Origin of the sequence: Mycobacterium kyorinense, from assembly GCF_002101735.1 — a bacterium.
Taxonomy (GTDB): domain Bacteria; phylum Actinomycetota; class Actinomycetes; order Mycobacteriales; family Mycobacteriaceae; genus Mycobacterium; species Mycobacterium kyorinense.
The window spans coordinates 19,749-46,044 of sequence record NZ_LQPE01000047.1; the positions used below are offsets into that span (position 1 = coordinate 19,749).

At 68.0% G+C, this 26,296-nt stretch carries 34 protein-coding genes; 18 read left to right on the forward strand and 16 right to left on the reverse strand.

Going from position 1 to position 26,296, the window contains the following annotated elements:
• Positions 1-21 precede the first annotated feature (21 nt).
• Complete coding sequence (locus tag AWC14_RS07645) at positions 22-723, reverse strand: hypothetical protein (RefSeq protein ID WP_045383597.1); 702 nt, start codon at positions 721-723, stop codon at positions 22-24.
• 39 nt (positions 724-762) lie between these two features.
• Positions 763-1,893, reverse strand: coding sequence for a hypothetical protein (locus tag AWC14_RS07650; protein WP_045383595.1), 1,131 nt, complete (start codon positions 1,891-1,893; stop codon positions 763-765).
• A 127-nt stretch (positions 1,894-2,020) separates the two neighbouring features.
• Here AWC14_RS07650 and AWC14_RS07655 point away from each other — a divergent pair, with 127 nt between their 5' ends.
• Both AWC14_RS07655 and AWC14_RS07660 read left to right on the forward strand, forming a co-directional pair.
• Positions 2,021-2,800, forward strand: coding sequence for an alpha/beta fold hydrolase (locus AWC14_RS07655; RefSeq protein ID WP_045383593.1), 780 nt, complete (start codon positions 2,021-2,023; stop codon positions 2,798-2,800).
• 3 nt (positions 2,801-2,803) lie between these two features.
• Positions 2,804-3,100 carry an MGMT family protein gene (locus tag AWC14_RS07660; protein ID WP_045383590.1) on the forward strand — a complete coding sequence of 99 codons (297 nt, stop codon included), beginning with the start codon at positions 2,804-2,806 and terminating at the stop codon, positions 3,098-3,100.
• A gap of 73 nt (positions 3,101-3,173) precedes the next feature.
• On the opposite strand, the gene AWC14_RS07665 is transcribed toward AWC14_RS07660, so the two are convergent.
• The 3 genes from AWC14_RS07665 to AWC14_RS07675 form a co-directional block, all read right to left on the reverse strand.
• The gene (locus AWC14_RS07665; protein WP_045383588.1) at positions 3,174-4,028 is read right to left on the reverse strand and encodes a TIGR02569 family protein; all 855 of its coding nucleotides are present in this window, start codon (positions 4,026-4,028) and stop codon (positions 3,174-3,176) included.
• Positions 4,029-4,064: 36 nt separating this feature from the next.
• Positions 4,065-5,243, reverse strand: coding sequence for an adenylyltransferase/sulfurtransferase MoeZ (gene moeZ / locus AWC14_RS07670; protein WP_045383586.1), 1,179 nt, complete (start codon positions 5,241-5,243; stop codon positions 4,065-4,067).
• A gap of 90 nt (positions 5,244-5,333) precedes the next feature.
• On the reverse strand, positions 5,334-6,368 hold the full coding sequence (locus AWC14_RS07675; protein WP_045383619.1) for a DUF3152 domain-containing protein: 1,035 nt from the start codon (positions 6,366-6,368) through the stop codon (positions 5,334-5,336).
• Positions 6,369-6,537: 169 nt separating this feature from the next.
• Between AWC14_RS07675 and fasR the strand changes: the two genes are divergently transcribed.
• Positions 6,538-7,194, forward strand: coding sequence for an HTH-type transcriptional activator FasR (fasR, locus tag AWC14_RS07680; protein ID WP_045383616.1), 657 nt, complete (start codon positions 6,538-6,540; stop codon positions 7,192-7,194).
• Here fasR and AWC14_RS07685 read toward each other — a convergent pair.
• Positions 7,181-7,423 carry a DUF3107 domain-containing protein gene (locus AWC14_RS07685; RefSeq protein WP_045383584.1) on the reverse strand — a complete coding sequence of 81 codons (243 nt, stop codon included), beginning with the start codon at positions 7,421-7,423 and terminating at the stop codon, positions 7,181-7,183. The genes fasR and AWC14_RS07685 overlap by 14 nt on opposite strands.
• A gap of 181 nt (positions 7,424-7,604) precedes the next feature.
• Here AWC14_RS07685 and AWC14_RS07690 point away from each other — a divergent pair, with 181 nt between their 5' ends.
• Positions 7,605-8,267 carry an MmpS family transport accessory protein gene (locus AWC14_RS07690; protein WP_045383581.1) on the forward strand — a complete coding sequence of 221 codons (663 nt, stop codon included), beginning with the start codon at positions 7,605-7,607 and terminating at the stop codon, positions 8,265-8,267.
• Here the strand turns inward: AWC14_RS07690 and AWC14_RS07695 are convergent.
• On the reverse strand, positions 8,264-8,959 hold the full coding sequence (locus AWC14_RS07695; protein WP_045383579.1) for a ferritin-like fold-containing protein: 696 nt from the start codon (positions 8,957-8,959) through the stop codon (positions 8,264-8,266). The two genes, AWC14_RS07690 and AWC14_RS07695, sit on opposite strands and share 4 nt — an antisense overlap.
• A 280-nt stretch (positions 8,960-9,239) precedes the next feature.
• Here AWC14_RS07695 and AWC14_RS07700 point away from each other — a divergent pair, with 280 nt between their 5' ends.
• The gene (locus tag AWC14_RS07700) at positions 9,240-10,715 is read left to right on the forward strand and encodes a DEAD/DEAH box helicase (RefSeq protein WP_045383576.1); all 1,476 of its coding nucleotides are present in this window, start codon (positions 9,240-9,242) and stop codon (positions 10,713-10,715) included.
• A gap of 23 nt (positions 10,716-10,738) precedes the next feature.
• Positions 10,739-11,953 carry an Rv3212 family protein gene (locus AWC14_RS07705; RefSeq protein WP_057003338.1) on the forward strand — a complete coding sequence of 405 codons (1,215 nt, stop codon included), beginning with the start codon at positions 10,739-10,741 and terminating at the stop codon, positions 11,951-11,953.
• Here the strand turns inward: AWC14_RS07705 and AWC14_RS07710 are convergent.
• Positions 11,950-12,753, reverse strand: coding sequence for a ParA family protein (locus tag AWC14_RS07710; protein WP_045383572.1), 804 nt, complete (start codon positions 12,751-12,753; stop codon positions 11,950-11,952). The two genes, AWC14_RS07705 and AWC14_RS07710, sit on opposite strands and share 4 nt — an antisense overlap.
• A 120-nt stretch (positions 12,754-12,873) precedes the next feature.
• Between AWC14_RS07710 and AWC14_RS07715 the strand changes: the two genes are divergently transcribed.
• Genes AWC14_RS07715 through AWC14_RS07725 form a run of 3 tightly spaced genes read left to right on the forward strand, consistent with a single transcriptional unit; the run spans position 12,874 to position 15,037 of the window.
• Positions 12,874-13,464, forward strand: coding sequence for an acid phosphatase (locus AWC14_RS07715; protein ID WP_045383569.1), 591 nt, complete (start codon positions 12,874-12,876; stop codon positions 13,462-13,464).
• The gene (locus tag AWC14_RS07720; RefSeq protein ID WP_045383566.1) at positions 13,461-14,558 is read left to right on the forward strand and encodes an isochorismate synthase; all 1,098 of its coding nucleotides are present in this window, start codon (positions 13,461-13,463) and stop codon (positions 14,556-14,558) included. The genes AWC14_RS07715 and AWC14_RS07720 overlap by 4 nt, the downstream gene beginning before the upstream one ends.
• Positions 14,555-15,037: a GNAT family N-acetyltransferase gene (locus tag AWC14_RS07725; RefSeq protein WP_045383564.1), complete on the forward strand. Its 483-nt coding sequence runs from the start codon at positions 14,555-14,557 to the stop codon at positions 15,035-15,037. Before AWC14_RS07720 ends, AWC14_RS07725 begins: the two co-directional genes overlap by 4 nt.
• On the opposite strand, the gene AWC14_RS07730 is transcribed toward AWC14_RS07725, so the two are convergent.
• Positions 14,989-15,411 carry a hypothetical protein gene (locus AWC14_RS07730; protein ID WP_162267207.1) on the reverse strand — a complete coding sequence of 141 codons (423 nt, stop codon included), beginning with the start codon at positions 15,409-15,411 and terminating at the stop codon, positions 14,989-14,991. The genes AWC14_RS07725 and AWC14_RS07730 overlap by 49 nt on opposite strands.
• A gap of 61 nt (positions 15,412-15,472) precedes the next feature.
• On the opposite strand from AWC14_RS07730, the gene AWC14_RS07735 reads away from it, so the two are divergent.
• Positions 15,473-16,447 carry a diacylglycerol/lipid kinase family protein gene (locus AWC14_RS07735; RefSeq protein ID WP_045383561.1) on the forward strand — a complete coding sequence of 325 codons (975 nt, stop codon included), beginning with the start codon at positions 15,473-15,475 and terminating at the stop codon, positions 16,445-16,447.
• A 235-nt stretch (positions 16,448-16,682) separates the two neighbouring features.
• The gene (whiB1, locus tag AWC14_RS07740; protein WP_023371700.1) at positions 16,683-16,937 is read left to right on the forward strand and encodes a transcriptional regulator WhiB1; all 255 of its coding nucleotides are present in this window, start codon (positions 16,683-16,685) and stop codon (positions 16,935-16,937) included.
• Between the two features lie 75 nt (positions 16,938-17,012).
• Here whiB1 and AWC14_RS07745 read toward each other — a convergent pair whose 3' ends face one another.
• Positions 17,013-18,512, reverse strand: a complete 1,500-nt coding sequence (locus AWC14_RS07745; RefSeq protein ID WP_045383557.1) for a sensor histidine kinase — start codon at positions 18,510-18,512, stop codon at positions 17,013-17,015.
• Positions 18,513-18,538: 26 nt separating this feature from the next.
• Entirely contained in the window at positions 18,539-18,754 is a 216-nt protein-coding gene (locus AWC14_RS07750; RefSeq protein WP_045383610.1) for a biotin/lipoyl-binding carrier protein, read from the reverse strand.
• A gap of 237 nt (positions 18,755-18,991) precedes the next feature.
• Between AWC14_RS07750 and AWC14_RS07755 the strand changes: the two genes are divergently transcribed.
• Both AWC14_RS07755 and AWC14_RS30175 read left to right on the forward strand, forming a co-directional pair.
• On the forward strand, positions 18,992-19,624 hold the full coding sequence (locus AWC14_RS07755) for a hypothetical protein (protein ID WP_142281604.1): 633 nt from the start codon (positions 18,992-18,994) through the stop codon (positions 19,622-19,624).
• A gap of 69 nt (positions 19,625-19,693) precedes the next feature.
• Positions 19,694-19,768 (forward strand): 50S ribosomal protein bL37, encoded by a 75-nt coding sequence (locus tag AWC14_RS30175; protein ID WP_085976515.1) that lies wholly within the window; start codon positions 19,694-19,696, stop codon positions 19,766-19,768.
• 51 nt (positions 19,769-19,819) lie between these two features.
• Here the strand turns inward: AWC14_RS30175 and rsrA are convergent, their stop codons facing one another.
• Both rsrA and AWC14_RS07765 read right to left on the reverse strand, forming a co-directional pair.
• Positions 19,820-20,110 (reverse strand): mycothiol system anti-sigma-R factor, encoded by a 291-nt coding sequence (gene rsrA / locus AWC14_RS07760; RefSeq protein ID WP_045383554.1) that lies wholly within the window; start codon positions 20,108-20,110, stop codon positions 19,820-19,822.
• The gene (locus AWC14_RS07765) at positions 20,107-20,757 is read right to left on the reverse strand and encodes a sigma-70 family RNA polymerase sigma factor (protein WP_162267209.1); all 651 of its coding nucleotides are present in this window, start codon (positions 20,755-20,757) and stop codon (positions 20,107-20,109) included. The genes rsrA and AWC14_RS07765 overlap by 4 nt, the downstream gene beginning before the upstream one ends.
• 254 nt (positions 20,758-21,011) lie before the next feature.
• Here AWC14_RS07765 and AWC14_RS07770 point away from each other — a divergent pair, with 254 nt between their 5' ends.
• Both AWC14_RS07770 and AWC14_RS07775 read left to right on the forward strand, forming a co-directional pair.
• Positions 21,012-21,860 carry an SDR family oxidoreductase gene (locus tag AWC14_RS07770; RefSeq protein ID WP_045383547.1) on the forward strand — a complete coding sequence of 283 codons (849 nt, stop codon included), beginning with the start codon at positions 21,012-21,014 and terminating at the stop codon, positions 21,858-21,860.
• Positions 21,847-22,338, forward strand: coding sequence for a YbaK/EbsC family protein (locus AWC14_RS07775; protein ID WP_045383545.1), 492 nt, complete (start codon positions 21,847-21,849; stop codon positions 22,336-22,338). Before AWC14_RS07770 ends, AWC14_RS07775 begins: the two co-directional genes overlap by 14 nt.
• Here AWC14_RS07775 and AWC14_RS07780 read toward each other — a convergent pair.
• From AWC14_RS07780 to AWC14_RS07790, 3 genes are read right to left on the reverse strand one after another with little or no spacing between them, the layout of a single operon-like run.
• Positions 22,329-23,081 (reverse strand): class I SAM-dependent methyltransferase, encoded by a 753-nt coding sequence (locus AWC14_RS07780; protein WP_045383543.1) that lies wholly within the window; start codon positions 23,079-23,081, stop codon positions 22,329-22,331. The genes AWC14_RS07775 and AWC14_RS07780 overlap by 10 nt on opposite strands.
• Positions 23,078-23,884: an enoyl-CoA hydratase/isomerase family protein gene (locus AWC14_RS07785; RefSeq protein ID WP_045383605.1), complete on the reverse strand. Its 807-nt coding sequence runs from the start codon at positions 23,882-23,884 to the stop codon at positions 23,078-23,080. The genes AWC14_RS07780 and AWC14_RS07785 overlap by 4 nt, the downstream gene beginning before the upstream one ends.
• Positions 23,885-23,904: 20 nt before the next feature.
• A complete protein-coding gene (locus AWC14_RS07790) occupies positions 23,905-24,489 on the reverse strand; it encodes a TetR/AcrR family transcriptional regulator (protein ID WP_045383541.1) in 585 nt (194 codons plus the stop codon).
• A 161-nt stretch (positions 24,490-24,650) separates the two neighbouring features.
• On the opposite strand from AWC14_RS07790, the gene AWC14_RS07795 reads away from it, so the two are divergent.
• From AWC14_RS07795 to AWC14_RS07805, 3 genes are read left to right on the forward strand one after another with little or no spacing between them, the layout of a single operon-like run.
• Positions 24,651-25,871 carry an alkane 1-monooxygenase gene (locus AWC14_RS07795; RefSeq protein WP_057003337.1) on the forward strand — a complete coding sequence of 407 codons (1,221 nt, stop codon included), beginning with the start codon at positions 24,651-24,653 and terminating at the stop codon, positions 25,869-25,871.
• Positions 25,872-25,903: 32 nt separating this feature from the next.
• Positions 25,904-26,044, forward strand: coding sequence for a rubredoxin (locus tag AWC14_RS07800; protein ID WP_169716309.1), 141 nt, complete (start codon positions 25,904-25,906; stop codon positions 26,042-26,044).
• Positions 26,041-26,223, forward strand: coding sequence for a rubredoxin (locus AWC14_RS07805; RefSeq protein ID WP_045385184.1), 183 nt, complete (start codon positions 26,041-26,043; stop codon positions 26,221-26,223). The genes AWC14_RS07800 and AWC14_RS07805 overlap by 4 nt, the downstream gene beginning before the upstream one ends.
• Positions 26,224-26,296 lie beyond the last annotated feature (73 nt).

A 26,296-nucleotide genomic window follows, 5' to 3' on the forward strand; every position in this document is an offset into this window, starting at 1 on the left:
GCCGCTCGGCGACGATCGCGGTCACACCCGCCGAGCGAGGTCCTCCCCGCCGCCGTCGTGGCGCGGCTGCTCGTGCGGGAACACCGGGGGCGGCGTCAGGCCGTGCCGAGTCTCGCCCGGGCCGGCTTGCGGTCCCGCCATCGCCTGGTCGCCCCGGTCCGCGTTGTGCTGCGGCTCGGGCTGAGGCTGAGTAACGGCCTTGTCGTCGTCACGTCCTTGCTGCTGGGCACCGGCCATACCGCCCGGGCCCTGACCGACGCCACCGCCGGCGGCGCCTTCGGCTCCCGGCGCGCCGGGTGTCTGGCCCTGTCCGCCGTGGCCGGCGCCTTGGAACGCCTGCATCATCGGCTGCATCAGCTGACTGAACTGACCGCCCATCTGGCCGAGCATTTGCCCTGGCGCACTGGCCATTTCACCCATCTGCCCGGCCTGGCCCGCCATTTGACCGAGCATCTGCACGATCTGCATCACGCCCTGCTCGCCGGACTCCTCGGAACCCTGGTAGGCCACGTTCGAGGCGGCCACTTTGCCGGAAAACATCGTTTCCTTGCCCTGCAGCATCGCCATGTTGGCCTCTAACGGAGCGGCCAGCGTCGGCAGCGCGGCCGAGATCGTCTGGCTCATGAGGTCGTCGCCCGGCGGAATCGTCGGCATCGGTGGTAGCTGGATTCCCGACGCCGGATCCCAGGACTGGGGTCCAGATCTCTCTAGTGGCAAATTCATGAAGACCGTCTCCTCTTCACGCTTCGGTGCCCGCCAACGTCACCAGTCATCGTCGCCCTCGTCCTCGGAAAGGTCGTGGTCGAGCGGCGTCGGAACCGCCAGCCCTGCCCGCGTCCCCCCGCTGGTCTCGCGGTGGCCCATCATGCCCATGCCGCCCATGCCGCCCATGGCGCCGCCGGCGGCCACCGGTGCCGCCCCGGCGGTTGCCGTGCTGCCCGCGACCGCGCCCTCCTCCACCGCGGTCGGGGAGACGTTGGTGTGTTTGTCGACCAGTTTGGCCATCAGCGGGGTCCGTGGCGAGCTGCCGCCGGAGCCGGGCACCGACGCCCCATGCATCATGCCCCCGCCGGCCCTCGGGCCGGAACCACCCGCCGCCGGGTGGTTGCTGAACGCGGCAAACGGCGACGCGCCCGCTCCGCCGCCACCGCCTTTGCCCAGTTGGCCGAACATCGACGAGATCTGCTGCAACGGCTGGGTCAGCTGCTGCAACCCTTGCCCGCTGACCATCTTGCTGAGCTGCTGCGGGATCTGCCCGATTTGGCCGACCATCCCGCTCATCATCTGCATGATCTGCTGCCCGCCCTGGCCACCGGTCTTTCCGGCCTCCTGCGCGTCTTTGCTGGCCTGCCCTGCACCCGGCGCGCCGCCGGGCGGGATGGGTATCGCGGACGGGTTCACCGCAGGCACGCCGAGTTGGCTGGCGAGCTCGCCGGTGCTGGCCGACACGTCGGCCATGTTCTGCGATTGGCCCAACTTGATCGCGCTTTGCAGCAACTCTTCCTTGTTCTGGATCGGCATGGCCTCGATGGCTTCGCACATGTGCTGAATCTCTTGTGCGGTCGCGTTCACCATCGCTTTGGTTTGGGTCACGGCCGCCGCCATGGCGTGCAGCTGCATCGCAATCGCCTGCGCCTGAGCGGCGTTCATCTCGTGGCCGCTGATGATCGTGCTGGCCTCGCCCAGCGCCGCCGTTGCCGCGGCGCCCGACCAGCTGTTGGACATGTTGGTCCATTGCCCCTGCAGCTGAGGGACCACGGTCCCAGTCAGATGCATCGCCAGCTGCTCGTACTGCTCCGCGGCGGCCGTAAGTTGTTCCTCATCGACATTCGGCCAGCCGGGACCCATGACGGTCTGTGACCCGTACGGGCTGCTATCAGGCGGGACGCCCATCACGCGACCTCTCTCGGAGTATGCCGGGTGTGCAGATCAACATTACTGTGCTGCTCACCAGCTTATTGACACATTTTTGGTGGCAGGCCATTCGGGCCGTCGCCGGCCAGCTGGCACCATTCGACAGGTGACCGACCTGCACGTCCATCGCTACGGCCCGCGCGGGCCCGTGCGGCTGCTGGCGATCCACGGTCTGACGGGTCACGGGCGGCGCTGGCGAGCGCTGGCAACGCAGCACCTGCCGGAGGTCGCTGTGGCCGCACCCGACCTGCTCGGACACGGCAGGTCGTCGTGGGCCGCGCCGTGGAGCATCGACGCCAACGTCGCGGTCCTGGCCAGGTTGCTGAAGGAGCAGGCCGACGCCCCGGTACTGGTGGTCGGGCATTCCTTCGGCGGCGCGATCGCGCTGCATCTGGCCGCCGCACACCCGGACCGGGTGGCGGCGCTGGTGCTGCTCGATCCCGCGATCGGTTTGGACGGCAGGTGGATGCGCGAGATCGCCGACGCGATGCTGGCCTCCCCCGACTACCCGGACGCCGCAGAAGCCCGCGCGGAGAAGGCGACGGGTTCGTGGGTGGATGTGGACCCGGCCCTGCTCGACGCCGAACTCGACGAGCACCTCGTCGCGTTGCCGGGCGGCCGCTACGGCTGGCGGATCAGCCTGCCGGCGATGATGTCCTACTGGAGTGAGCTGGCCCGCCCAATCGTGTTGCCGCCGAAAGGGATCGGCACGACGCTGGTACGGGCGCGGTGGACGTCGCCACCGTATGTCGGCGACGAGCTCATCAGCAGCCTCCGTGAAAAGCTGGGACCGGACTTCAGACTGGTCGATTTCGAGTGCGAACACATGGTGGCGCAAGCCAAGCCGGCCGAGGTGGCGGCGCTGATTCGCGAGCGGCTGGGCTGACTTGTGGCGAAGGTGACCGACGCACAGGTCGAGCGGGTGCGGGCCCTGGTGGCCGCAATCCCTCCCGGGCGGGTCGCCACCTACGGCGATATCGCTTCTGCCGCAGGCCTTTCCAGCCCACGCATCGTCGGGTGGATCATGCGCACCGATTCCTCCGACCTGCCCTGGCACCGAGTGATCACCGCATCGGGCCGGCCCGCAAGGCATCTGACCACCCAGCAGCTGGAACTGCTTCGGGCGGAAGGGGTTCTGGCCGTCGACGGGAGGGTGTCGCTGGCCGAGGTCCGTCACACGTTCTAGCTCGAATGTGGCCTTGATCCACGCCTTTTCGCCGCAGGCGTGCATCAAGCCCACACTCGGCCAGGTTCAAGGACTAGAGCACCAACCGCACCAGCGCTGCCGTACGGGCCAAACCCGGAAAGGCCTCCGCCGTCGAACGCGGGTGCAGTGCATGGACCGCGAGCCGAAACATCAACGCCCGCAACAACATCTGCGGCCACTCCGGCAAGGCGTTCCAGCGTTCGATGAGACCGTCGTCGGCTTCACCCCATGACAGTGCGTCGACGACAACCACTCCCGCCGCCCACGACGCCGGCCGCCAGTAGGGGGTGATGTCGGTGATTCCGGGCGCGGCCGCGCCCGCGAAAAGGACCGTCCCGTAGAGGTCGCCGTGCACCAGCTGGCTGGGACTCTTGGTGCGTCGCCGCAGACCTGCCAGCTGGTGGATCAGCTCGATCGACCGCTGCCCGTCGGCCGACGGCGGCGCGATCCGCGCGTTCGGCGGCACCGAGGCCAGCGGGCGGTCTTCCCAGGCGGCGCGGTCGGCGGCGATGAAGACATCGACGTCGGCCCACGGCGCGGAGGGGCCCTGGGTCAGGAATCGGGGGCGTTCCAGTTTGCCGGTGGCCTCGTGCAACCGGACCGCCGCGGAAACCACCTCGTCGTGGCGAGGCTCGGGTGTGCCGGCGACGAACGTGTCGGCGCGCCACCCGGCAACCACATAGCGCCCGTCGGTCGAGCGGACGGGACGGGCCAGCCGTATCCCGTCGACAAACAGCGTTTCGCGGACCTTGGCCGACCAGGCCGCGCGGGCATGGTCGGCCACCATCGACAGCACGACTTCGCCGCACCGCCAGCCGCCTTCCCAGCTGGCGCCCAACGGCACCGGACGCACACCGCTCACACCGAACGCCGCCAACACATGCTCGGGCGGCGGCTCGACAGTCACGCGACCAGCCTAATCGCCGTGAGCTGGGGTTCTCGGTTAGTACATCACCATGTCGGGCTGCATTTGCTGCGCCCAGGCGACGATGCCGCCCTGCAAGTGAACCGCATCGGAGAAACCAGCCTTTTTCAGCGTGGCCAGCGCCTCGGCCGAGCGCACACCGGTCTTGCAGTACAACACCGGGATCCGGTCCTGCGGCAGCTGGGCCAGGCCCTCACCGGAGTTGATCGACGACTGCGGGATCAGCCGAGCGCCGTCGATGTGGTTGATGTCCCACTCCACCGGCTCGCGCACGTCGATCAGCGCAATCTTCTTGCCGGAGTCCAGCAACTCGCGCAGCTCGCGGGGGGTGATCGTGGCGTCGGCGGCGGCGTCGGCGGCCTCGTCGGACAGCACGCCGCAGAACTCTTCGTAGTCGATCAGTTCGGTGATCTTCGGCGTCGACGGGTCTTTGCGGATCGCGATCGCGCGATAGCTCATTTCCAGCGCGTCGTACACCATCAACCGGCCCAACAGCGGTTCGCCGATGCCGGTGATGAGTTTGATGGCCTCGGTGCCCATCACCGACGCGATCGACGCGCACAGGATGCCCAGCACCCCGCCTTCAGCGCACGACGGCACCATGCCGGGTGGCGGGGGCTCCGGGTACAGGTCGCGATAGTTCAGGCCCCGCCCGTCGGGGGCGTCTTCCCAGAATACCGACACCTGGCCCTCGAAGCGATAGATCGAGCCCCACACGTAGGGCTTGTGCGCCAACACGGCGGCGTCGTTGACCAGATAGCGGGTGGCGAAGTTATCGGTGCCGTCCAAGATCAGGTCGTATTGCTCGAACAGCTCGACCGCGTTGTGCGGCTCGAGGCGGACCTCGTGCAGCCTGACCTCGACCAGCGGGTTGATCTCGGCGATCGAGTCGCGCGCGGACTGCGCCTTGGAGCGGCCGATGTCGGAGACGCCATGGATGATCTGGCGCTGCAGGTTGGATTCGTCGACGACGTCGTAGTCGACGATGCCGATGGTGCCGACCCCGGCGGCCGCCAGGTAGAGCAGCGCCGGCGCGCCGAGTCCGCCGGCGCCGATCACCAGCACGCGCGCGTTTTTGAGCCGCTTCTGCCCGTCGACCCCCACGTCGGGAATGATGAGATGCCGGCTGTAGCGCGCGACTTCTTCTCGTGTCAGCTCGGCGGCCGGCTCAACCAGCGGCGGCAACGACGTCGACACCGATATCTCCTAGGTTGCTTTTCGATTGCTGTCTATTAATCACAGCAGTTGCCCGGATCAACGGCAAACAGCGACAGAAGCTTCCCGACGTTAGGCGATCGGGTAGGGCCAGGGATTGAATCGGCAGCTTTTATTGTCCGGCTTGACCCACTCCGGGTCGAACTTCGACGCGTCGTTGTCCGACGTGGAAAACGTCTGCTGCATCATCACCGGCGCCAGCCCGCCCTGCGCGTCACACGACTCGTGACGCAGATAGCCGATGGCGTGACCGACCTCGTGGTTGATCACGTACTGGCGGTACGAACCGACGTCACCCTCGAACGGCACCGCGCCGCGGACCCACCTGGCCTCGTTGATGAATACTCGCGGCTGCCCCTCGGGACCGTACGACGGGTTGTAACAGGACGTTTCCAAGGGGAATTCGTAGCCGCAGCCCTCGCGTACCGTCATCGGAGAGCTCAGCGAGATCCGGAAGTCGGGGCTGCCCGGCGCGCTCCCGTCGATCCGGATGAAGGCGAACTGCGGATTGTGCGTCCAGCTCTTGGGATTGGCCAACGTTTGGTCGACCATGCGGGCGAACGCATCGTCACCGCCGAACGCGGCCGGATCGACCCCGTTTTCCACCTCGACGGTGTAGCGGAACACCTTCGCGGCGCCCTGCCCGATCTGCGGGGTGGTGCCCGGGATGACGCGCCAGGTCTTGTCTCCGGTCTGGGTGAACGCGCCGCCGTCGGGCAGCATGCCGGTGGGCAGATTGGCGTCGAACATGGTCAGGCCCCGCGGCGGCGCATCGATGATCGCCGTGCCCACCGACCCGATCGCCGGCGGACCCTGCGCCGGATCCTTCGACGCCGGAGGTGGCGCGCTGGTCCCGGTCGCCGTCTGGTACAACACCACCGCGGTCAGCGCCGTCAGCACGGGCAGCGCATAGGCACGCCAACCATAGGTCGACACGAACCGGCCCAGCCAGGTTTGTTTGCGCCACTGGCGCGGCCTGTCCCGGTTGGAACGGGCCCGTCCGGAGCTGTCGGCGAGCGGATCCCGCTGCGCGCGCAGCGGTTCTCGCCAGTCGTCGCGGAGAACCGGTACGGGACCGCCCCCACGCCCCTCCGGGTGGTAAGTCACCGCCTCAGGATCGCACATTCCCTGCTGAGGATGCCGCTAGCTGGGACCTTTGGCGTGCCCGGTAAAGCGTTGACCGCATCAATAACCAGCGCGCGAAGGTACGGGTAGTAGTGTCGTTGCGACGAGCGTGGCTGACGATGTGTGGCCAACCAAGCAGATTGAGGACTTGATGAGCGATCTCGCCAACGCGGCCGCAAGGCGGACGGCGGACCCTGTCGCCCCCGCCCGGCGGGGTAATCGGCTGCCCCGCGACGAGCGCCGCGGTCAGTTGCTCGTCGCTGCCAGCGAGGTTTTCGTCGACCGCGGCTATCACGCGGCCGGCATGGATGAGATCGCCGATCGGGCCGGAGTCAGCAAACCTGTTCTTTACCAACACTTTTCGAGCAAGCTGGAACTGTACTTGGCGGTGCTGCAGCGGCATGTCGAAAATCTGGTGTCCGGCGTGCGGCAGGCCCTGCGTACCACCACCGACAACCGGCAGCGGTTGCGCGCAGCGGTACAGGCGTTCTTCGACTTCATCGAGCACGACGGCCAGGGCTACCGGCTGATCTTCGAAAACGACTACGTCACCGAGCCGCAGGTGGCCGCCCAGGTGCGGGTGGCCACCGAATCGTGCATCGATGCGGTGTTCGACCTCATCAGCGCCGATTCGGGGCTGGATCCACACCGGGCCAGGATGATCGCGGTGGGCCTGGTCGGCATCAGTGTCGACTGCGCCAGGTACTGGCTGGATACCGACCGTCCGATTTCCAAGGAAGACGCCGTGGAGGGCACTGTGCAGTTCGCCTGGGGCGGGCTATCGCACGTGCCGCTTACCCGCTCCTAGCGGCACCGATCCCGAACCCGACGCGGCGGGCGTCGGCCACGCCGATTTCGACATAGGCGATCTTGGCGGTCTGGATCAGGAAGCGACGGCCCTTCTCGTCGGTCAGGCTCAGCACATCGGAGTCTTTGCGCAGCGCGGCACTGACCAGTTCTTCGACCTCGCTGGGCGTCTGCGCACTGGTGAAGACCAGCTCCCGCGGGCTGTCCGTGATACCGATCTTGACCTCCACGCCGGCCCCTTCCTTGTAGACGTTCTCAGCATGCAGGCTAGTGGACGGCCCAGGGCGGTCGTGAAAGCCGGTCGGCGCCAAGCGTTCGCGAGCACGAGTGTCGCCAAATCGTGACCAACACACCGGGTGCCGCCCGTCACCGCGGCTACTTCACATCGATAACATCTGCACTATTAGCACCATGAATCACTTGGATACGGAGATCCAGGACTACCCAGACGAGCTGGTCTACGAGACCTACCCGGACGACGACGATCTGGTCGAGCCGGCCGATCAACGCTGGCGTCCGGTGGCCGTGATCGCCGCCGTCGTGTTCGTGCTGGCCGTGATCGCCACGGTCGTGATCCTCAACGGCGGCGACAGCACCTCGACGACGGCCACGGTGGCGCCACCCACGCGCACGGTGATCGCCACGCCGCGGCCGACGTCGCCGCCCAGCGCGTCGCTGCCACCCGAGACGGTCACCACCGTGACACCGCCCCCGCGCGAACCCAGCGTCACGGCCAGTCCGACCGAGGTGCCCAGTGCGGCACCGCCGGCGGAGGCCGCCCCGGCGCCGCTGCCGCCACCGAGCCCGAACACCGTCGTCTACCGGGTGACCGGCACCAAGGGGATGCTCGACCTGGTCAACATCGTCTACACCGACGAGCAGGGCCTGCCGCGCACCGACCTGAACGTGTCGTTGCCCTGGTCGAAGGCCGTCATACTCAACCCCGGCGTGCAGACGAAATCCGTTGTGGCGACGAGTCTTACGGGTCGGCTCAACTGCGAGATCATCGATGCGCAGGGCCAGCCGGTCGCCGTGTCGGCCAGCAACACGATCATCGCGACCTGCGCCCGTTAAGCGAGACCGAGCTCGCGCATCCGTTCGTCGTGGGTGTGCTGCAACCGGTCGAAGAAACCCGTCAGCTGCGTCAATCCGTCGGTCCCGGACACCACCAAATCGACCAGCTCGTCATGGTCGGCCAACACGTACTGCGCCTGCGTGATCGCTTCGCCGAGCAGCCGACGGGACCACAACGCCAGCCGGCTGCGCTGTTTGGCGCTGCTGTTCACCGCTGCGCGCACCTCGGCGACCACGAACTGGGAGTGCCCGGTTTCCGACAGCGTCGCGCGCACCACGTCGGCCACCTCGGCGGGCAGCCCGTCGGCGATTTCCAGGTATAAGTCGGCCGCCAGTGCGTCGCCGACATAGGTCTTGACCAGCGCCTCCAGCCAGGTGCTCGGCGTCGTCAGGCGGTGGTAGTCGTCGAGCGCGGAGGCATATTTCGACATGGCCGGTACGACGTCGACGCCGCGCCGTTCCAGGGCTTCGCGCAGCAACTCGTAGTGCCCCATCTCCGCGGCCGCCATCCGGGCCATCGAAATCCGGCCACGAAGGTCCGGCGCCATCCGCGCCTCGTCGGTAAGCCGGTAGAAAGCAGCGACCTCGCCGTACGCCAGCAGCGCGAACAATTCGTTGACGCCGGGATGATCGGCCGACAGTCGTGGCGGGGGCGGATCGGCCAATTCGTCGGCGCGTGAGAGCGAGGACATGGCAACACTGTAGGCCCCGTCGGTGGCGACCCGGTGCGTCCAGCGGGTGTCCGCGGCCGACCTGGGGGCACCACCCGCTTGCGGGGGACTATCATGGACATCGGTGGTGGCGGTAAATCCTTACCGCCGCTACCCGCGAAATGTGCGTGCACGCAGTCGGCCCGCCTGTGAGAGTGCAGGGCCCCGCGAACCGGCATCGGATTCGACACTCAGCTCGTGCGCGCGTGACCCGCAAAACGACCTGATCGAAACCGATACCGAGAGGCACACCCGCATACGCATGACTCCCGTCACTCACGCACCTCACCTCACGTTTGCCAGTCTTGGAGTTCGCGACGAAATAGTGCGCGCACTCGCCGAAGAAGGCATCGAACATCCCTTTGCCATCCAGGAGCTCACGCTGCCGCTGGCGCTCGCCGGCGACGACGTGATCGGCCAGGCCCGCACCGGCATGGGCAAGACGTTCGGCTTCGGCGTGCCGCTGCTGCAGCGAATCACCGACCCCGACACCGACCGCCCGCTGACCGGCATCCCGCGCGCGCTGGTCGTGGTGCCCACCCGCGAGCTGTGCCTGCAGGTCTCCGGCGACCTGGCCACCGCGGCCAAGCACCTGCACGCCGATGGCGGCCGGCGGCTGTCGGTGGTCTCCATCTACGGCGGCCGCCCCTACGAGCCGCAGATCGAGTCGCTGCGCGCCGGCGCCGACGTGGTGGTGGGCACCCCGGGCCGGCTGCTCGACCTGGCCCAGCAGGGCCACCTGCAATTGGGCGGGCTGGCGGTGCTGGTGCTCGACGAGGCCGACGAGATGCTCGACCTGGGCTTTTTGCCCGACATCGAGCGCATCCTGCGCCAGATCCCCGAGGACCGGCAGGCGATGCTGTTCTCGGCGACCATGCCGGACCCGATCATCACGCTGGCCCGCACGTTCATGAACCAACCGACCCACATCCGTGCCGAGGCGCCGCAGGCCTCGGCGGTGCATGACGCCACCGAGCAGTTCGTCTACCGGGCGCATGCGCTGGACAAGATCGAATTGGTGAGCCGGATATTGCAGGCCCGTGGCCGCGGCGCCACCATGATCTTCACCCGCACCAAGCGCACCGCCCAGAAGGTGGCCGACGAACTGGCCGAGCGCGGATTCGCCGTCGGCGCCGTGCACGGCGACCTCGGCCAGATCGCAAGGGAGAAGGCGCTCAAGGCATTTCGCGCCGGCGGCATCGACGTGCTGGTCGCCACCGACGTGGCCGCCCGCGGTATCGACATCGACGACGTCACCCACGTCATCAACTACCAGTGCCCCGACGACGAAAAGACCTACGTGCACCGCATCGGCCGCACCGGCCGAGCCGGTCGCACCGGCGTCGCAGTCACGTTGGTGGACTGGGACGAGCTGGCCCGCTGGGCGATGATCGACAAGGCGCTCGACCTGGGCTGCCCCGATCCGGCCGAAACCTATTCGAGCTCGCCGCACCTCTACACCGAACTGGACATCCCGACCGAGGCCCGCGGCACGGTCGGAGCGCCCCGCAAACCGCAGGCCAAGAAGGCCGCCGCCGCCGGGGACAAGCCGGCCCGCAAGAGCACCCGGTCACGGCGACGCACCCGCGGCGGCAAACCGGTAACCGGGCACCCCGCCGCGGCCACCAACGGTGACGCGCCGGCCGAAGCTCCCGCCGGCGAGGGCACGCACAGCGGCCGCCGACGTCGGCGCCGCCGGCCCCGCAAAGCGGCGGAGGTCGCCGCCAACGCCAACTGAGTCGGCTCGCCGCCCGCCGCCCGATGGTCAAACCCGAACGCCGCAGCAGGGCCGACATGGTGGCCGCCGCCGCGATCGTGGGCGTCGTCGCGGTGGTGGCAGCGCTGATCTGGTGGACCAGCGACGCGAGGGCCACCAGCAGCCGACCCGCCGCAGTACCGATACCCGCCCCGAGCACGGCCCGTGAGGTGCCCGCGTCGGTCAAGCAACTCTGGACAGCGCCGAGCGCAGCGACCAGCCTCCCGGTGGTGGTCGCCGGCGCTGTGGTCACGGGCGACGGGCAGTCGGTGCAGGGCCGTGATCCGGCCAGCGGCGACGTGCGCTGGAGCTACTCGCGCAACCGGCGGCTGTGCGCGGTGTCCTGGGTCTACCGCTACGCCGTCGCCGTCTATCCCGACGACCGCGGCTGCGGACAGGTCAGCACCATCGACGCCTCCACCGGCCGCCGCGGGCCGGCGCGCAGCAGCTACGCCGACAAGCAGGTCGACGTCTCCTCCGACGGCACGACCGTGCTGTCGGCGGGGAAGACGCGGCTGGAGCTGTGGCGCTCGGACATGGTCCGGATGCTGTCCTACGGCGAGATCGACGCCCGGGTGAAGCCGTCGTCGCAGGGGTTGCACACCGGATGCACGCTGACGTCGGCGGCGGCCAGCTCGTCGGCCGTGTCGGTACTGGAAGCATGCCCCAAGCAGGCCGATCTGCGGCTGACGCTGCTGCGGCCGAGCAAGGAAGAAGACGAACCCGAGCAGCGGTATGTGCCCGAGCCGGGAATCGGCGCCGGGTCGGGCGCCCGGGTGCTGGCCGTGTCGGACACCACCACGGCCGTCTACCTGCCGTCTCCGCAGCCCCGGGTCGAGGTGGTCGATGCATCGGGCACCACTGTGGCGAGCACGGTGCTGCCCAAGCAGCCGATGCCGTCGAACGTGGTGTCTCGGCTGGGCAACCTGGTGAGCTGGTGGACTGGCGACGCGGTGCTGGTGTTCGACGCGGCGACGCTGACCTACCGCTACACGGTCGCGCCCGACGATCCGGTCGTCCCGGTGGGTCCGGCGACCGTCATGGCGGGCCGGCTGCTGGTCCCGGTCGCTGGCGGGATCGGTGTCTATGACCCGGCTACCGGCGCGCACGAACGCGATATCCCGGTCGAGCGGCCGCCGGGTACGGCGCCGGTGATTCCCGCCGTATCGGGCTCGCAGATTCTCGAGCAGCGCGGCGACTCCGTCGTCGCACTCGGCTAAGAGATCTCGGGCGTGAACGTCGGCAGCGGCTTGCCGGACTTCCAGTGCTTGAGCAGAGCATGGGCCAGCTCGCGGTAGGCCACCGAGCCCTTGTTCTTGCGTGCCGCCATCACCGACGACCCCGACGCGCTGGCCTCGGCGAAGCGCACTGTCCGCGGGATCGGCGGCGCCAGCACCGGCAGGTCGTAGCGGTCGGCGACGTCGAGCAGCACGTCGCGGGTGTGGGTGGTGCGGGGGTCGTACAGGGTCGGCAGCGCACCCAATAGGCGCAGGCGCGGGTTGGTGATCTGCTGGACGTCGGCGACTGTGCGCAGGAACTGCCCGACGCCGCGGTGCGCCAGCGTCTCGCACTGCAGCGGCACCATCACCTCGTCCGCGGCGGTCAGCCCGTTGAGCGTCAGCACCCCCAGCGACGGTGGGCAATCGACGACGACCACGTCGAACTGGTCGGCGAGCTTGTCCAGCGCGCGCTTGAGCGCGTACTCGCGGCCGGCCCGCATCAGCAGCATCGCCTCGGCGCCCGCCAGGTCGATGTTGGCGGGCAACAGTGTCATGCCCTCCGCGGTGTCGACCAGCGCGGCATTGGGCTCCACCTCGCCGAGCAGCACCTCATGCACCGACACCGGCAGCTTGTCGGGATCGTGGCCGAGCGAGAAGGTCAGACAGCCCTGCGGATCGAGATCGACGAGCAGTACTCGCCGTCCCTTGTCCACCATCGCGGCTCCCAGCGAGGCCACCGTCGTCGTCTTGGCCACCCCGCCCTTCTGGTTGGCCACCGCCAGTACCCGGGTCTCTGCCATCAAGCGCCGCTCCTCCTGTCCGCTTCGCGTCGTCGCCGGCGCGGCCACACGGCCATCCTGGCATCTTCCCCATCCTGCCCGCGCGTCAATCGCGATGCGTTTCAGGCAGAATCGGTCGGCATGGGCGTAGAGAACCATCGACTGGTACTGCTGCGCCACGGCGAAACCGAATGGTCGAAGTCCGGCCAGCACACCAGCCGCACCGATCTCGAGCTCACCGACGACGGACGCCGCCAGGCCGCGGCCGCCGGGCGGGCACTCGCAGAACTGCACCTGGATCGCCCGCTCGTGATCACCAGCCCCCGCCAACGGGCCGTGTCGACCGCCGAACTGGCGGGGCTGGCCATCGACGAGAAGTCGCCCCTGATCGCTGAGTGGGATTACGGATCCTACGAGGGCCTGACGACTGCGCAGATCCGCCGATCCGACCCGGAGTGGTTGGTGTGGACACACGGTTGCCCCGACGGCGAGACCGTCGCCCAGGCTACCGAGCGCGCCGACGCGGCCGTCGCGCTCGCACTCGGGCACATGGCGGCGCACGACGTGCTGTTCGTCGGGCACGGTCACTTCTCCCGGGCGGTGATCGCGCGCTGGCTCGAGCTGCCGCTGCGCGACGGGATCCGATTCGGCATGGTCGCCGGTGCGATCGCGGTGTGCGGCTTCGAGCACGGAGTCCGGCAGCTCGTCGCGCTCACCCTTCCGCGCCCATGAGTGCCGAGCCGCCGTTCGTGTTGTGCGGGCCGGCCGGGGTTCTGGTTGCCGACGGCGTACGGGCGGCCTACCACGACGTGCCCGCCGCGCAGGCCGCACTGCGCTCCGGTGCGGCACCAATCGTGGTGGGCGCGTTGCCATTTGAACTTGCTCAGCCCGCTGCATTGATGACGCCGCGAGCCGTGCGGCATTTCGATGCGCTGCCTGGCTGGCCTGCCGACCCACTGCCGGGCGTGCACATCGCCGGGGCAGTGCCCGCACCCGAGGAACACCGCGCCCGGGTGCGACGCGCCTGCGACCAACTGAACGCACCGGGCAGTGCCCTGCAGAAGGTGGTGCTGGCCCGCGCCTTGCGTCTGGCCGCCGACGGCCCGCTGGACGCCCGCGTCATCCTGCGCCGGCTGGCCGCCAAAGACCCTGCCGCCTACGGCTATCTGGTCGATTTGACGGCGGCGGGCGACCGGTTCACGGGCATGGCGCTGATCGGCGCCAGCCCCGAGCTGCTGGTGGCACGCGACGGCGGCCGGGTGACGTGCCGGCCGTTCGCCGGCTCGGCGCCACGTTCCGCTGATCCCGAGCTCGACGCCGCCGCCGCTGCCGCACTGGCCGATTCGGGCAAGAACCGCCACGAGCATCAACTGGTCATCGACGCGATGGTCGAAGCGCTGCGGCCGCTGTGCACCGAGCTGACGATCGCGCCCACCCCGCAGCTAAGCCGCACCGCGGCGCTCTGGCACCTGAGCACACCGATCAGCGGACTGCTGCGCGATACGTCGACCACGGCAATGGATTTGGCGTTGGCGCTGCATCCCACCCCGGCGGTCGGCGGGGTGCCGACCGATGCCGCGGCCCGGCTCATCGGCGAACTGGAGGGCGACCGCGGCTTTTACGCCGGCGCGGTCGGTTGGTGCGACGCCCGCGGCGACGGACGGTGGGTGGTGTCCATCCGCTGCGCCCAGCTGTCCGCCGACCGCCGGAGCGCACTCGCCCACTGCGGGGGTGGCATCGTGGCCGAGTCGGATCCCGACGACGAACTGACCGAGACAACAACGAAATTCGTCACCATCCTGACCGCGCTGGGAGTTCAGCCGTGACGACGCGCATCCGCCGCGCCGCGCCCACCGACGCCGCGGCAATCACCGCGATGATCCACCAGCTGGCCGACTTCGAGCAGGCTCCGGACCAGTGCACCGTCACCGAAACACAAATCCGCGCAGCGCTTTTCGACGAGCCGACCACGCTTCGTGGGCACGTCGCCGAGGTGGACGGCGAGGTGGCCGCAACAGCCCTGTGGTTCCTCAACTTCTCCACCTGGGACGGCGTAGCGGGAATCTATTTGGAGGACTTGTACGTTCGCCCCGAGTTTCGCCGTCGCGGGCTGGCCCGCGCGCTGCTGTCAGCGCTGGCCCGCGAATGCCTCGAACGCGGCTACAGCCGGCTGTCGTGGGCGGTGCTGAACTGGAACACCGCCGCGATCGCGCTGTACGACAGCATCGGGGGTCGGCCGCAGTCGCAGTGGACCACCTACCGGCTGTCGGGTCCGGAGCTGGTAGAGCTGGCGGGGCCTCGCTGATCCCCGGAAATCCAGCGCAGGGCGGGCGGACTGAGCAGCAACACCAACACGGCCAGCGCCACGACGCCCAACGGAATCCCCGCCAGCGGCCGGTGTGAGCCGACCGCGAGGTACCACGCGACCGGCAGCAGCAACAATTCGGCGAACACCGCCGGTCCGCGGCCCCAACGCCGACCGACCAGCAGGGCGCACCCCGCGGCCAGCACGCCGCCGCCGATCAGCGCGAACCACACGGCCGTACCGAAACCGTTGACCACACGCTGGTCAGCTCCGCCGAGACCGCGCAGCAGAAGCACCGCGGCCACCACCAGCGCCGCCGCGCCCTGCAGGGCCACCACCAGTCCTGCCCCACGCACGCCGGCCGGAACACTCACAGCGTCAGCGTAGCCACCTACTCCCGTGGGATTTTCGCGATCGCCGCTAGGCTTTTGCGTCATGCGCGCCGTGCTGATCGTCAACCCCACTGCGACGTCGACGACCCCGGCAGGGCGGGACCTTTTGGCGCACGCGCTCAAAAGCCGTCTGCAACTGCGGGTCGAGCACACCACCCATCGAGGTCACGGTGGCGAGATCGCCCAGGCCGCCACCGAAGAGGGGGTCGACCTGCTCGTCGTGCACGGCGGCGACGGCACGGTGAGCAACGTGGTCAACGGCCTGCTCGGGCGACCGGGCCGGCTACCGACGGGCCATGTCCCGGCGGTGGCCATCGTGCCGGGGGGGTCGGCCAACGTGCTGGCCCGCTCGTTGGGGATCTCGCCAGACCCGCTCAACGCGACCAACCAGCTCATCGGGCTACTCGACCAGTTCGGCCACCAGCAGAAATGGCGCCGGATCGGCGTGATCGACTGCGGCGAGCGGTGGGCGGTGCTCAACGCCGGGATGGGCGTCGACGCCGAGGTGGTGAAGGCGGTCGAGGCGCAGCGCGAGAAGGGCCGCAAGGTCACCGCTGCGCGCTACATCCGCACCGCCGTACCGGCCGCGCTGGCCACCACCCGGCGGGAGCCGACGCTGACCCTGCACTTGCCGGGCCGCGACCCGGTGTCGGGCGTGCATTTCGTGTTCGTGTCGAACTCCAGCCCATGGACGTATGCCAACAACCGGCCCATCTGGACCAACCCCGACTGCAGGTTCGAGGGCGGGCTGGGGGTGTTCGGCGTCACGAGCATGAAGGTGATCCCCACCTTGCGGATCGTCCGGCAGATGTTTGCCAAGCGGCCCAAGATGCAGGCCAAGCAGCTGGTCCGCGACGACGACGCGGCCTGCGTGCGGGTCACTTGCGACGGTCCGCCGATCGCCAGCCAATTCGACGGCGATTACCTAGGTGTACGGGAGGAGATGACGTTCCGGGCCGTCCGCGACGCGCTGGCCGTCGTCGCACCACCGGCGAAAAGCCCGCCTGACCTGCGCTAACGTAAAATCGGGAGGGCAAATGCCCTGTCATACTAGTACAGCTGGTTAAGGGATTTGGTAACAGATCCTCAAAGTGAGATTGCCCACGGACCAACGCACGCTATTGACATCTGTTGAGCCTGTGAAACGATCGAAACATCGCGTGCAACGGTACGGAAATTTTCTTGTGCCCGCGTTAACAGCCGAAGAAAAAACCGGTGCGCTGTGCTGCGCACTTAGTGAGGAGTAACGACGTATGGATTGGCGCCACAAGGCGGTCTGTCGCGACGAGGACCCGGAGCTGTTCTTCCCGGTGGGGAACAGTGGACCGGCGCTCGCCCAGATCGCCGACGCGAAACTGGTCTGTAACCGCTGCCCGGTGACCACCGAATGCTTGTCCTGGGCGCTCAACACCGGCCAGGACTCCGGCGTGTGGGGCGGCATGAGCGAAGACGAACGTCGCGCGCTGAAGCGCCGCAACGCCCGGACGAAGGCCCGCAGCGGAGTCTGACGCAAAACCCGGTTTAACTCTCGCGGCCCCGACAGTGTCGGGGCCGCGAGCTTGCGTACGGGGTCGCCACGCAACCTATTGCACGAGCCTGGCGCGACGGCCGATCGGGACACGCAGGACGACGTCGGTGCCGCCGTCGGCGGCATCGTTCATCCGCAGCGACCCGTCGAGCTCGGCGGTTACCAGTGTGCGCACGATCTGCAGGCCCAGCCGATCGGATTTCTCGACGCTGAACCCGTCGGGCAGTCCGCGGCCATTGTCGTGGACGACCACGTCGAGCCAGCGGGCCGAGCGCTCGGAACGAATAGTCACCGACCCTTGCGCCGCTTCCGGCTCGAAGGCGTGCTCGATGGCGTTCTGCACCAGCTCGGTGATCACCATGATCAGCGCCGTGGCGCGATCGGAGTCCAGCACGCCCAGCATGCCTACCCGGTTGATCCGGATCGGCGTGTCAACGGTTGCCACGTCGTTCATGATCGGCAGGATCCGGTCGATCACCTCGTCGAGGTTGACCTCCTCGTCGACCGACATCGACAGCGCGTCGTGGACCAACGCGATCGACGACACCCGCCGTACCGACTCGATCAGCGCCTCCCGCCCTTCGGGGTTGGTGGTGCGGCGGGCCTGCAGGCGCAGCAGCGCCGCCACCGTCTGCAAGTTGTTTTTGACCCGGTGGTGGATCTCGCGGATGGTGGCGTCCTTGGACATCAGCGCACGATCGCGGCGCTTGACCTCGGTCACGTCACGCACCAGCACCGCCGCACCGGCCGCCGCGCCGTGCACCACTAAAGGCAGCGTGCGCAGCAGCACCGCCGCCCCGCCGGCGTCGACCTCCATCCGCATGCTCGCTCCGCCGGCCAGCGAGTCCTGCACGTGGTCGGCCAGTTCTTGCGCCTCGAACGGGTCGGAGATCAGCGGCCGGGTGACGTCAATCAGGTTGTGGCCCTCCAGTTCTGAGGTCAACCCCATCCGGTGATAAGCCGACAGCGCGTTCGGGCTCGCGTAGCACACCACGCCGTTGACATCGAGCCGGATGAAACCGTCGCCTGCGCGCGGGCTGGACCGCGACATCGCCACGTCGCCGACGTTGGGAAACGTGCCCTCGGAGAGCATGTGGACCAGGTCGGCGGCACAGTCGCGGTAGGCGGTCTCCAGCGGGCTGATTTGGCGGTCGGGCGCCACCGCGGTCTGATGGCTCAGCACGGCCACCACCCGCTCGCCGTAGCGGACCGGGACCGCCTCGACGTTGAGCCCGGTCTGTAGCTGCAAATCGTCTTGCGCCGCAACGTTTCCGCGCTGGATGGCGCCGGATTCGAACGCCGCGGCGACCAGCGGCGCCTTCTTGGGGGGAAAGACGGTGCCGACGGCGTCGCGCAGCAGGACCGTCGGCGCGGTGTTGGGCCGGCATTGCGCGACGCACACCAGCGTGCCGTCGTCGCGGCGCACCCACATCAGGTAGTCGGCGAAGGACAGGTCGGCCAGTAGCTGCCACTCCCCGACCACGGCGTGCAGGTGGTCGACGGCATTGCCCGGAAGGACGGTGTGTTCGGCGAGCAGGTCACCGAGAGTCGACATGGCTCACTCCCGGCTTCGACAGGGCCTTAGCTGATGACGGCGATGAGGTCGCCGGCCTGGATGACATCTCCCACCGATACGCTGACTTTGCTTACCGTGCCGGCGACTTCGGCCAGGACCGGAATCTCCATCTTCATCGACTCCAGCAGCACCACGGTGTCGCCCTCGCTGACCTGGTCGCCCTCGTTGACCACGACTTCCAGCACGCTGGCCACGATCTCCGCGCGGACGTCCTCGGCCATCATCACCCCGTTCGTCACCCAGCCGGTCGCAATCTGTCGCCTTATCGAACCACAACCGGCTGACGCCGGTGCGCCGAGAGTGGCCCGGCCGCGACGACCGTACGGATAAGCAAATCCAAAGATTCGTAAGCAAATCCATAGAGTCCGATCTGTGATCGTGTCGTGTTCCTTCTGTGACTATTGAATACCAGTGTTGCCTGAGTGACTTGAGTGTCTGAAGCGCTTAGGGTGCCTCAGTTGAGTGGAGGAGTAATTCTGTTGTCCGCGAACGTGTTTGCAATTCCGACGTCTTACGACCCACTGGTTCGAGCGGCTGCCGGCGCGGGACTCGCGCTGGCGGCATTCGCCGCGATCGGCTGGGGCAGCGGTGTTGCCGGGGCGGCTCCCCAGCAACCTGTGCTCGTCGACGACCCGGTGCCCGCGCCTGTCCCCGCCGTGTCCGGCAACGGCGTGAACATCGCCAACGCGATTTTCGGTGAACTGGGAAATCTGCTGAACGCCGTCTTGCCGGGCAGTGGTTCGCTGTTCATGCCCGCGACCTCCGACCCGAGCCTGCTCTCACCGGGAGGGGCTCTGCCCAGCACCCTGTCGCCGGGGGCCACGACTCCCGGCACGCTCGGCACGATGCCGCCCGGCACTCTCGGCACCCTGCCGCCCGGGACGACCATCCCCGGTACCGCCTTGCCGGGCCAGACCCCGGCCCTGCCGGCGTATCCCGGTACTGTCACGCCCGGCCAAAGCCCGGCGTTGCCAGCGTCGCCCGGCGCGCTCACACCCGGCCAAACCCCGGCCCTGCCGACATCGCCCGGCATCCCGGCGCCGGCGGTGACCAACCCGGCGGTCCCGGCTCAGAACGTCCCGGTGGTGTAGCCCGGTCGGCGGACAACAGCCGCCACATGAAAGACTGACCTGCCGGTAAAGCTGCAAGGAGGATCAGTCATGGCCAAGCGTGGCCGGAAGAAGCGCGACCGCAAGCACAGCAAGGCCAACCACGGCAAGCGGCCCAACTCCTAAGACTTCGGTGGCGAGCCCCAGCGCCCGGCTCCGCCGCGCTGGGGCTCGCCACTAACGCTGCCGGCTCCGGATGATCGTGGTGCGGCTGATCTCGAGCCGTAGCCGCTCGCGAAGGCCCTCCGGAGCCTTTTCGCCCCGGCATTTCATGGCGATCAGCGCCTTGATGCGCTCCTCGAGGCCGTAGTGCCGCAGGCATCCCGGGCATTCCTCGAGGTGGTGGCGCAATTTCTGTCGCGTCTCCGGCGTGCACTCACCGTCGAGCAGCGTCCATACCTCCGCGAGCACTTGCGCGCAGTCAACATCCGAGCTGGTGGCGCCGGAATCGCAGGAGAAGTCGGTCACGACGACACCTCCTCCGGCGCTTGGTCACCGCGGAGGAAACCCCGCTCCTTGGCGACATCGGCCAACAAACCGCGCAGCTGACGTCTGCCGCGGTGCAACCGCGACATCACTGTCCCGATTGGCGTGTCCATGATTTCGGCGATCTCCTTGTACGGGAAACCTTCGACGTCTGCGTAGTACACCGCCATCCGAAAGTCCTCCGGCAAGGCCTGCAGTGCCTCTTTGATCTCGGTATCCGGTAGCGACTCGAGGGCCTCGACCTCGGCGGAGCGCAAGCCCGTGGAGGAGTGCTCAGCGGTGGCAGCCAGCTGCCAGTCGGTGATCTCGTCGGTCGGGTACTGGGCAGGCTGGCGCTGCTTTTTGCGGTAGTTGTTGATGTACGTGTTGGTCAGAATGCGGTAGAGCCACGCCTTGAGGTTGGTGCCCGGCGTGAACGAGCGGAAACCGGCGTACGCCTTGACCATGGTTTCCTGGAGCAGGTCTTCGGCGTCGGCGGGGTTGCGCGTCATGCGCAGCGCGCCGCCGTAGAGCTGGTCCAGCAGGGGAATCGCGTCGCGTTCGAAGCGTGCCGTGAGCTGCTCGTCCGCCTCCTCCATGGGATCGGGTGCGGGCACCTCGGGCCCGATCGCGGCATCGCTGTCGGCCATCTTGGTTAACACAGTCCCTTCTGTCGGGGCATCACCGGACAGCCCGGGCACCAACACCGGACGCTCCATCTGGCACATCGCCGTCGACACCAGACTCCCCTTCTGCCCAATCTAGAGGCTGCGACCGACAAGTGTCTTTCGGGTATCTCCCGCAGAACCGCATCTGTCAACAGCATCGACCATCCCGCTATTTCCGGTGGCTGTTTAGCCGACCGCAGTCCGGAGCCGGGGCGCCCGGCGCTAATGTGACGGCCATGTCTTTGAACGGCAAGACCATGTTCATTTCGGGTGCCAGCCGCGGAATCGGCCTGGCGATCGCCAAGCGGGCCGCCCGCGACGGCGCCAACATCGCGCTGATCGCCAAGACCGCCGAGCCGCACCCCAAGCTGCCCGGAACGGTCTACACCGCGGCCAAGGAACTCGAGGAGGCCGGCGGCCAGGCGCTGCCGATCGTCGGGGACATCCGCGACGGCGACTCGGTCGAGGCAGCGGTGGCCAAGACCGTCGAGCAGTTCGGCGGCATCGACATCTGCGTGAACAACGCGTCAGCGATCAACCTGGGCTCGATCACCGAGGTGCCGCTCAAGCGGTTCGACCTGATGAACGGCATCCAGGTGCGCGGCACCTATGCGGTGTCGGCGGCCTGCATTCCGCACATGAAGGGCCGGGAGAACCCGCACATCCTGACGCTGTCGCCGCCGGTGCTGCTCGAACCGAAATGGCTCAAACCGACGGCGTACATGATGGCCAAGTTCGGAATGACGTTGTGCGCGTTGGGAATCGCCGAAGAGCTGCGCGACGACGGGATCGCGTCCAACACGCTGTGGCCACGCACGCTGGTCGCCACCGCCGCGGTGCAGAACCTGCTGGGCGGCGAGGCGGCGATGGCGCGCGCCCGCAAACCCGAGGTGTACGCCGACGCGGCCTACGTGATCCTCAACAAACCCGCTACCGAATACACCGGCAACTCGGTGTTGTGCGAGGACGTGCTGGTGGAGTCCGGGGTCACCGACCTGTCGGTGTACGACTGCACACCGGGTGGCGAGCTCGGGGTCGACCTGTGGGTGGAATCCCCCAACCCGCCGGGGTATGTCCAGCAGTAGGGCGACGCCGGCGCTGGCCGCCCTAGCCGCTGCGGGTGTGCCGCACGAGGTGGTGAAGTTCGGTCACGATGCGCGAGAGGGGTCCTTCGGCGACGAGGCCGTCCGCGCGTTGACCGAGGCGGGCGACATTGCAGCAGAACAGATTTACAAGACGCTGGTGATCGCCGGTCCCGACGGGCTGGCAGTTGCGATGCTGCCGGCTGTGGCGCGGTTGTCGTTGAAGGCGGCCGCGGCGGCGTTGGGTTTTTCGCGCGCGACAATGGCCGACCGGACCAGCGCGGAGCGGGCGACGGGATATGTGGTGGGCGCGGTATCGCCGTTCGGGCAGCGAAAGCGGTTGCCGACCGTCGTCGACGTCGACGCGCTGGGTTGGGATCGGGTGTTTTGCAGCGCGGGCCGGCGGGGCTGGGACGTCGCCGTCGCGCCGGGCGACCTGATCCGGCTTACCGGCGCGGTGACCGCCGGCATTCAAGCCTGATCCGAAACGACCAGCCGATATCCCAGATCGAGCTCTGGCTGGTCGAGAAGGTCGGCGTGCCGATGCGTCCACTCGCCACTGTCCAGATCGGCGCTCAGCCGTGACAAGCCTTGCTGCACTGCCGGTTTGGCCGTCAAAGCGAGCATCGACATCCCGGCTCTGACCGTCGGGTCAAGGTAGGCCTGCGGGCGACGCCAGTAGGCTCCGCCGAATCCGTCGACGCAGTCGTGTGGAATCGCCACCGTCCGGACCGACGCATGGCCCAGCAGCGACACGAGTTCGGCGATGGGCACGGCCAGCTGTGCGTCGGTGTCCGCGGCGGTGGGGAGATATTCGCGCAGCAGCCAGAATTCACGAAAGACGGTGTCGTCCCAGGTGAAAATCACCACGCGGCGACGGGCGACGCGGATCATCTCGGCGACCCCGGCCGCGACATCAGACCAGTGGTGAATGGTCAGGATGGCGAGTGCGGCATCGACGGCGTCGGTGCGGATCGGCAGATGTTCGGCGACGGCGCGGATTACCGGCGCGGCGACGGCCCGGCGTTGGGCGATCATGACCCCGCTTGGTTCGACCGCGACGACGGTGTTGGGCGGTTCGTAGGAGCCGGCCCCGGCTCCGATATTCGCGACGGTCGCCATGCCTTGCAGTGCTTCGTCGATCGCCGCAGCGATGCGTGGATCAGGTTGGCGGGTAGCCGAATACGACTGCCCGACCCGGTCGTAAGTGGCGCGAGCGCTCACCGGGTCAGCATGGCGTGCACGCTGTCGGCGAATGCCTTGGTGGTGAAACAGGTTGGCTCGGCGAACTCCTCCATCGTGAGCGCGTCGTGCCAGCCGGCGTCGGCGGCGGCGCGCAGAAGCGGCTTCGTCATCGCCACCGCATGCGCGGGCATAGCGGCGACGCGTGAGCACCATTCGTCGGCCGCCGCGAGAAGGTGGTCGTGCGGGACGACCTGCTGTACCAGCCCGAGCCGTTGCGCGGTGTGGGCGTCGATGTGCTCGCCGCGCAGGTAGTAGGCGAGCGCGCCTTGGTAGCCGAGGCAGCGCGTCAGCGCCCAGCTGGTGCCGACCTCCGGTATCAGGCCGAGCCGGCCGAACGCAGGCACGATCACCGCATGTTCGCTGGCGATGGTGATGTCACAGGTCAACGCCCACGCCAGGCCGACGCCGGCGGCAGCGCCGTTGAGCGCGGCCACAAAGATGGTGTCCGACCCGGCGATAAGCCTTGCGATACCGCCGAATTCGCGGCGGATCCACCGCCACACGTCGGCGACGCCCTCGGGCTGGGTCAACTGCTCGGTCGCCGTGCGCATCATCTTCAAGTCGCCGCCGGCGGAAAAGCCCGGGTCGGCGCCGGTCAGCACCACGGCACGAATTTCGGGGTCGGCGGTGAGTTCCTCGAGGGCACGCCGCAGTTGCCGAACCAGCGGCGCGGACAGCACGTTGAGCCGGTCGGGTTCGTCGAACGTCACCACCGCGCGGTCACCACGATGGTCGACCCGGATGCGTTGCGGTGCTTGCGGATCGTCGCCGTCGGCGACCATGCCGTTGTAGAGCGAGTTCGTCACTGGTCTTCCTCCTCAATTGGCCTGGCGCGCAACACCATCCATGCGGCGTCGGCGAACGCTTCGATGGCCGCGTCGGGCATGTCCGGCTCGTCACCGGAGATCCAATTCCGACTGAATTCTTGTGCGGGACCGAACCATAACGCGGCGGTGATACCGGGTTGTATCGGCCGCAGCACGCCGTAGGCGTGATGCGGGCGCCACCAGTCGCGGATAGCGGTGAAGAAGCCACGGTTGGAGTCGTGCAGGGCGGGGCTTTCGAGCCGGTCACCGAGCAGCAACGCGGCCTCGGCCCGGTTGGCCGCCACCCAGCGCAGGTGATGTTCGACGCCGCCGCGGATTCCGCCCTCGGCGGTGGCGTGTTCGCGCAGCATCGCGATGAATCCCGCTTGGTATTCGCTCATCACCTGGGCATAGACCGCGGCGGCCAGCGCGGCCTTGTCCGGGAAATGGTGATACAGCGCCCCCACGCTCACCTTCGCCTCGCGCCGGACCTCATCCAGCGTCGCGCCCAGCGCGCCGTCGGCCGCGAACCGGCGTCGCGCCACCTCGAGCAGTCTGCCCCGCGCATCCCACCTCGCCACGAGAAATAATCTAACAGAACAGAGGATTCCTCGGCAGGCCGGTGAGGCTTTGGCTTCCGAAGACCAGAAGCCCGCGGAAACTTGAGCGGTTGCAGACGTCGTCGCACCGCGGGACCGCTGCCAGAGTGAACCGCACGTCCCTTGCAGAGAGGTAAATCCACATGACAACGCAAATCCACCCCGGCGCCGACGTCGCTGTGTGGCGCGACAAGAAGCGCTACCTGTGGCTGCTGGGCCTGGTCGTCCCCACCATGCTGTTTTTGGTGCTGCCAATTGTGTGGGGCCTGAACAGGCTCGGCTGGCACACCGGATCTCAGCTGCCGTTCTGGATCGGGCCGATCCTGCTGTACGTCCTGCTGCCGACGCTCGACCTGTGGGTCGGCTCGGATGGCCAGAACCCCCCGGACGAGGTGATGCAGCAGTTGGAGAACGACCGGTTCTACCGCTATTCGGTCTACGCCTACATTCCGTTCCAATACGCCAGCACCATCCTGGGTGCCTACCTGTTCACGGCATCCGACTTGAGCTGGCTGGGTTTCGAGGGGTCGCTCAGCTGGCTGGGCAAGCTCGGCGTGGCGATGACAGTGGGCGTCGTGGGCGGGGTCGGCATCAACACCGCACACGAACTAGGCCACAAGCGAGACGAATTGGAGCGCTGGCTGTCCAAGATTACCCTGGCCCCGGTCTGCTACGGCCACTTCTACATCGAGCACAACCGCGGCCACCACGTGCGAGTGGCCACCCCGGAAGACCCGGCGTCGTCCCGGTTCGGCGAGACGTTCTGGGAATTCCTGCCGCGCACCGTGTTTGGCAGCCTGCGCTCGGCGTGGAGTTTGGAAGCGCAGCGGCTGCGCCGGCTGAACAAGAGCCCGTGGCACCCCTCCAACGACGTGCTCAACGCCTGGGCGATGTCGGTGGTGTTCTGGGCGGTGCTGATCGCCGTGTTCGGCCCGGCGCTGATCCCGCTGCTCATCATCCAGGCAATCTACGGCGCATCGTTGTTGGAGTCGGTGAACTACCTCGAGCACTACGGGCTGGTACGGCAGAAGCTGGACAACGGCCGCTACGAGCGCTGCACGCCGCAGCACAGCTGGAACTCCGATCACATGGTGACCAACCTGTTCCTGTACCACCTGCAGCGGCACAGCGACCACCACGCCAACCCGACGCGCCGCTACCAGACCCTGCGCAGCATGGAGGGCTCGCCGAATCTGCCGGCCGGTTACGGCTCGCTGATCGCGGTGACGTACTTCCCGCCGGTATGGCGCAAGCTGATGGACCACCGGGTGCTGACCCACTACGACGGCGACATCACCAAAGCCAACATCCACCCGCGGGTGCGGGGCAAGGTGCTGGCCCGCTACGGGGCGGTGGCGGCCTGATGGCCGCCTACCGCTGCCCCGGCTGCAGCTAAGTGTATGAGGAAGCGAAAGGCGCTGCGCGGGAGGGCTTTCCGGCTGGCACACGCTGGGATGTGATTCCTGACGACTGGTGCTGCCCCGACTGTGCGGTCCGAGAAAAGTACGACTTCGAACCCTTGGAGGTAATGCAATGAGCGACTACAAGCTGTTCGTGTGTGTGCAGTGCGGCTTCGAGTACGACGAGGCCAAGGGCTGGCCGGAAGACGGCATCGCCCCCGGCACCCGGTGGGACGACATCCCCGACGACTGGAGCTGCCCGGACTGCGGCGCGGCCAAGTCCGACTTCGTCATGGTGGAAGTCGCTCGGGCCTGACGCTGACTGCCCGAAAAGACGCAGAATCGCACGCGGAACGCCCGCGTAGTGCGATTCTGCGTCTTCTCGCCAG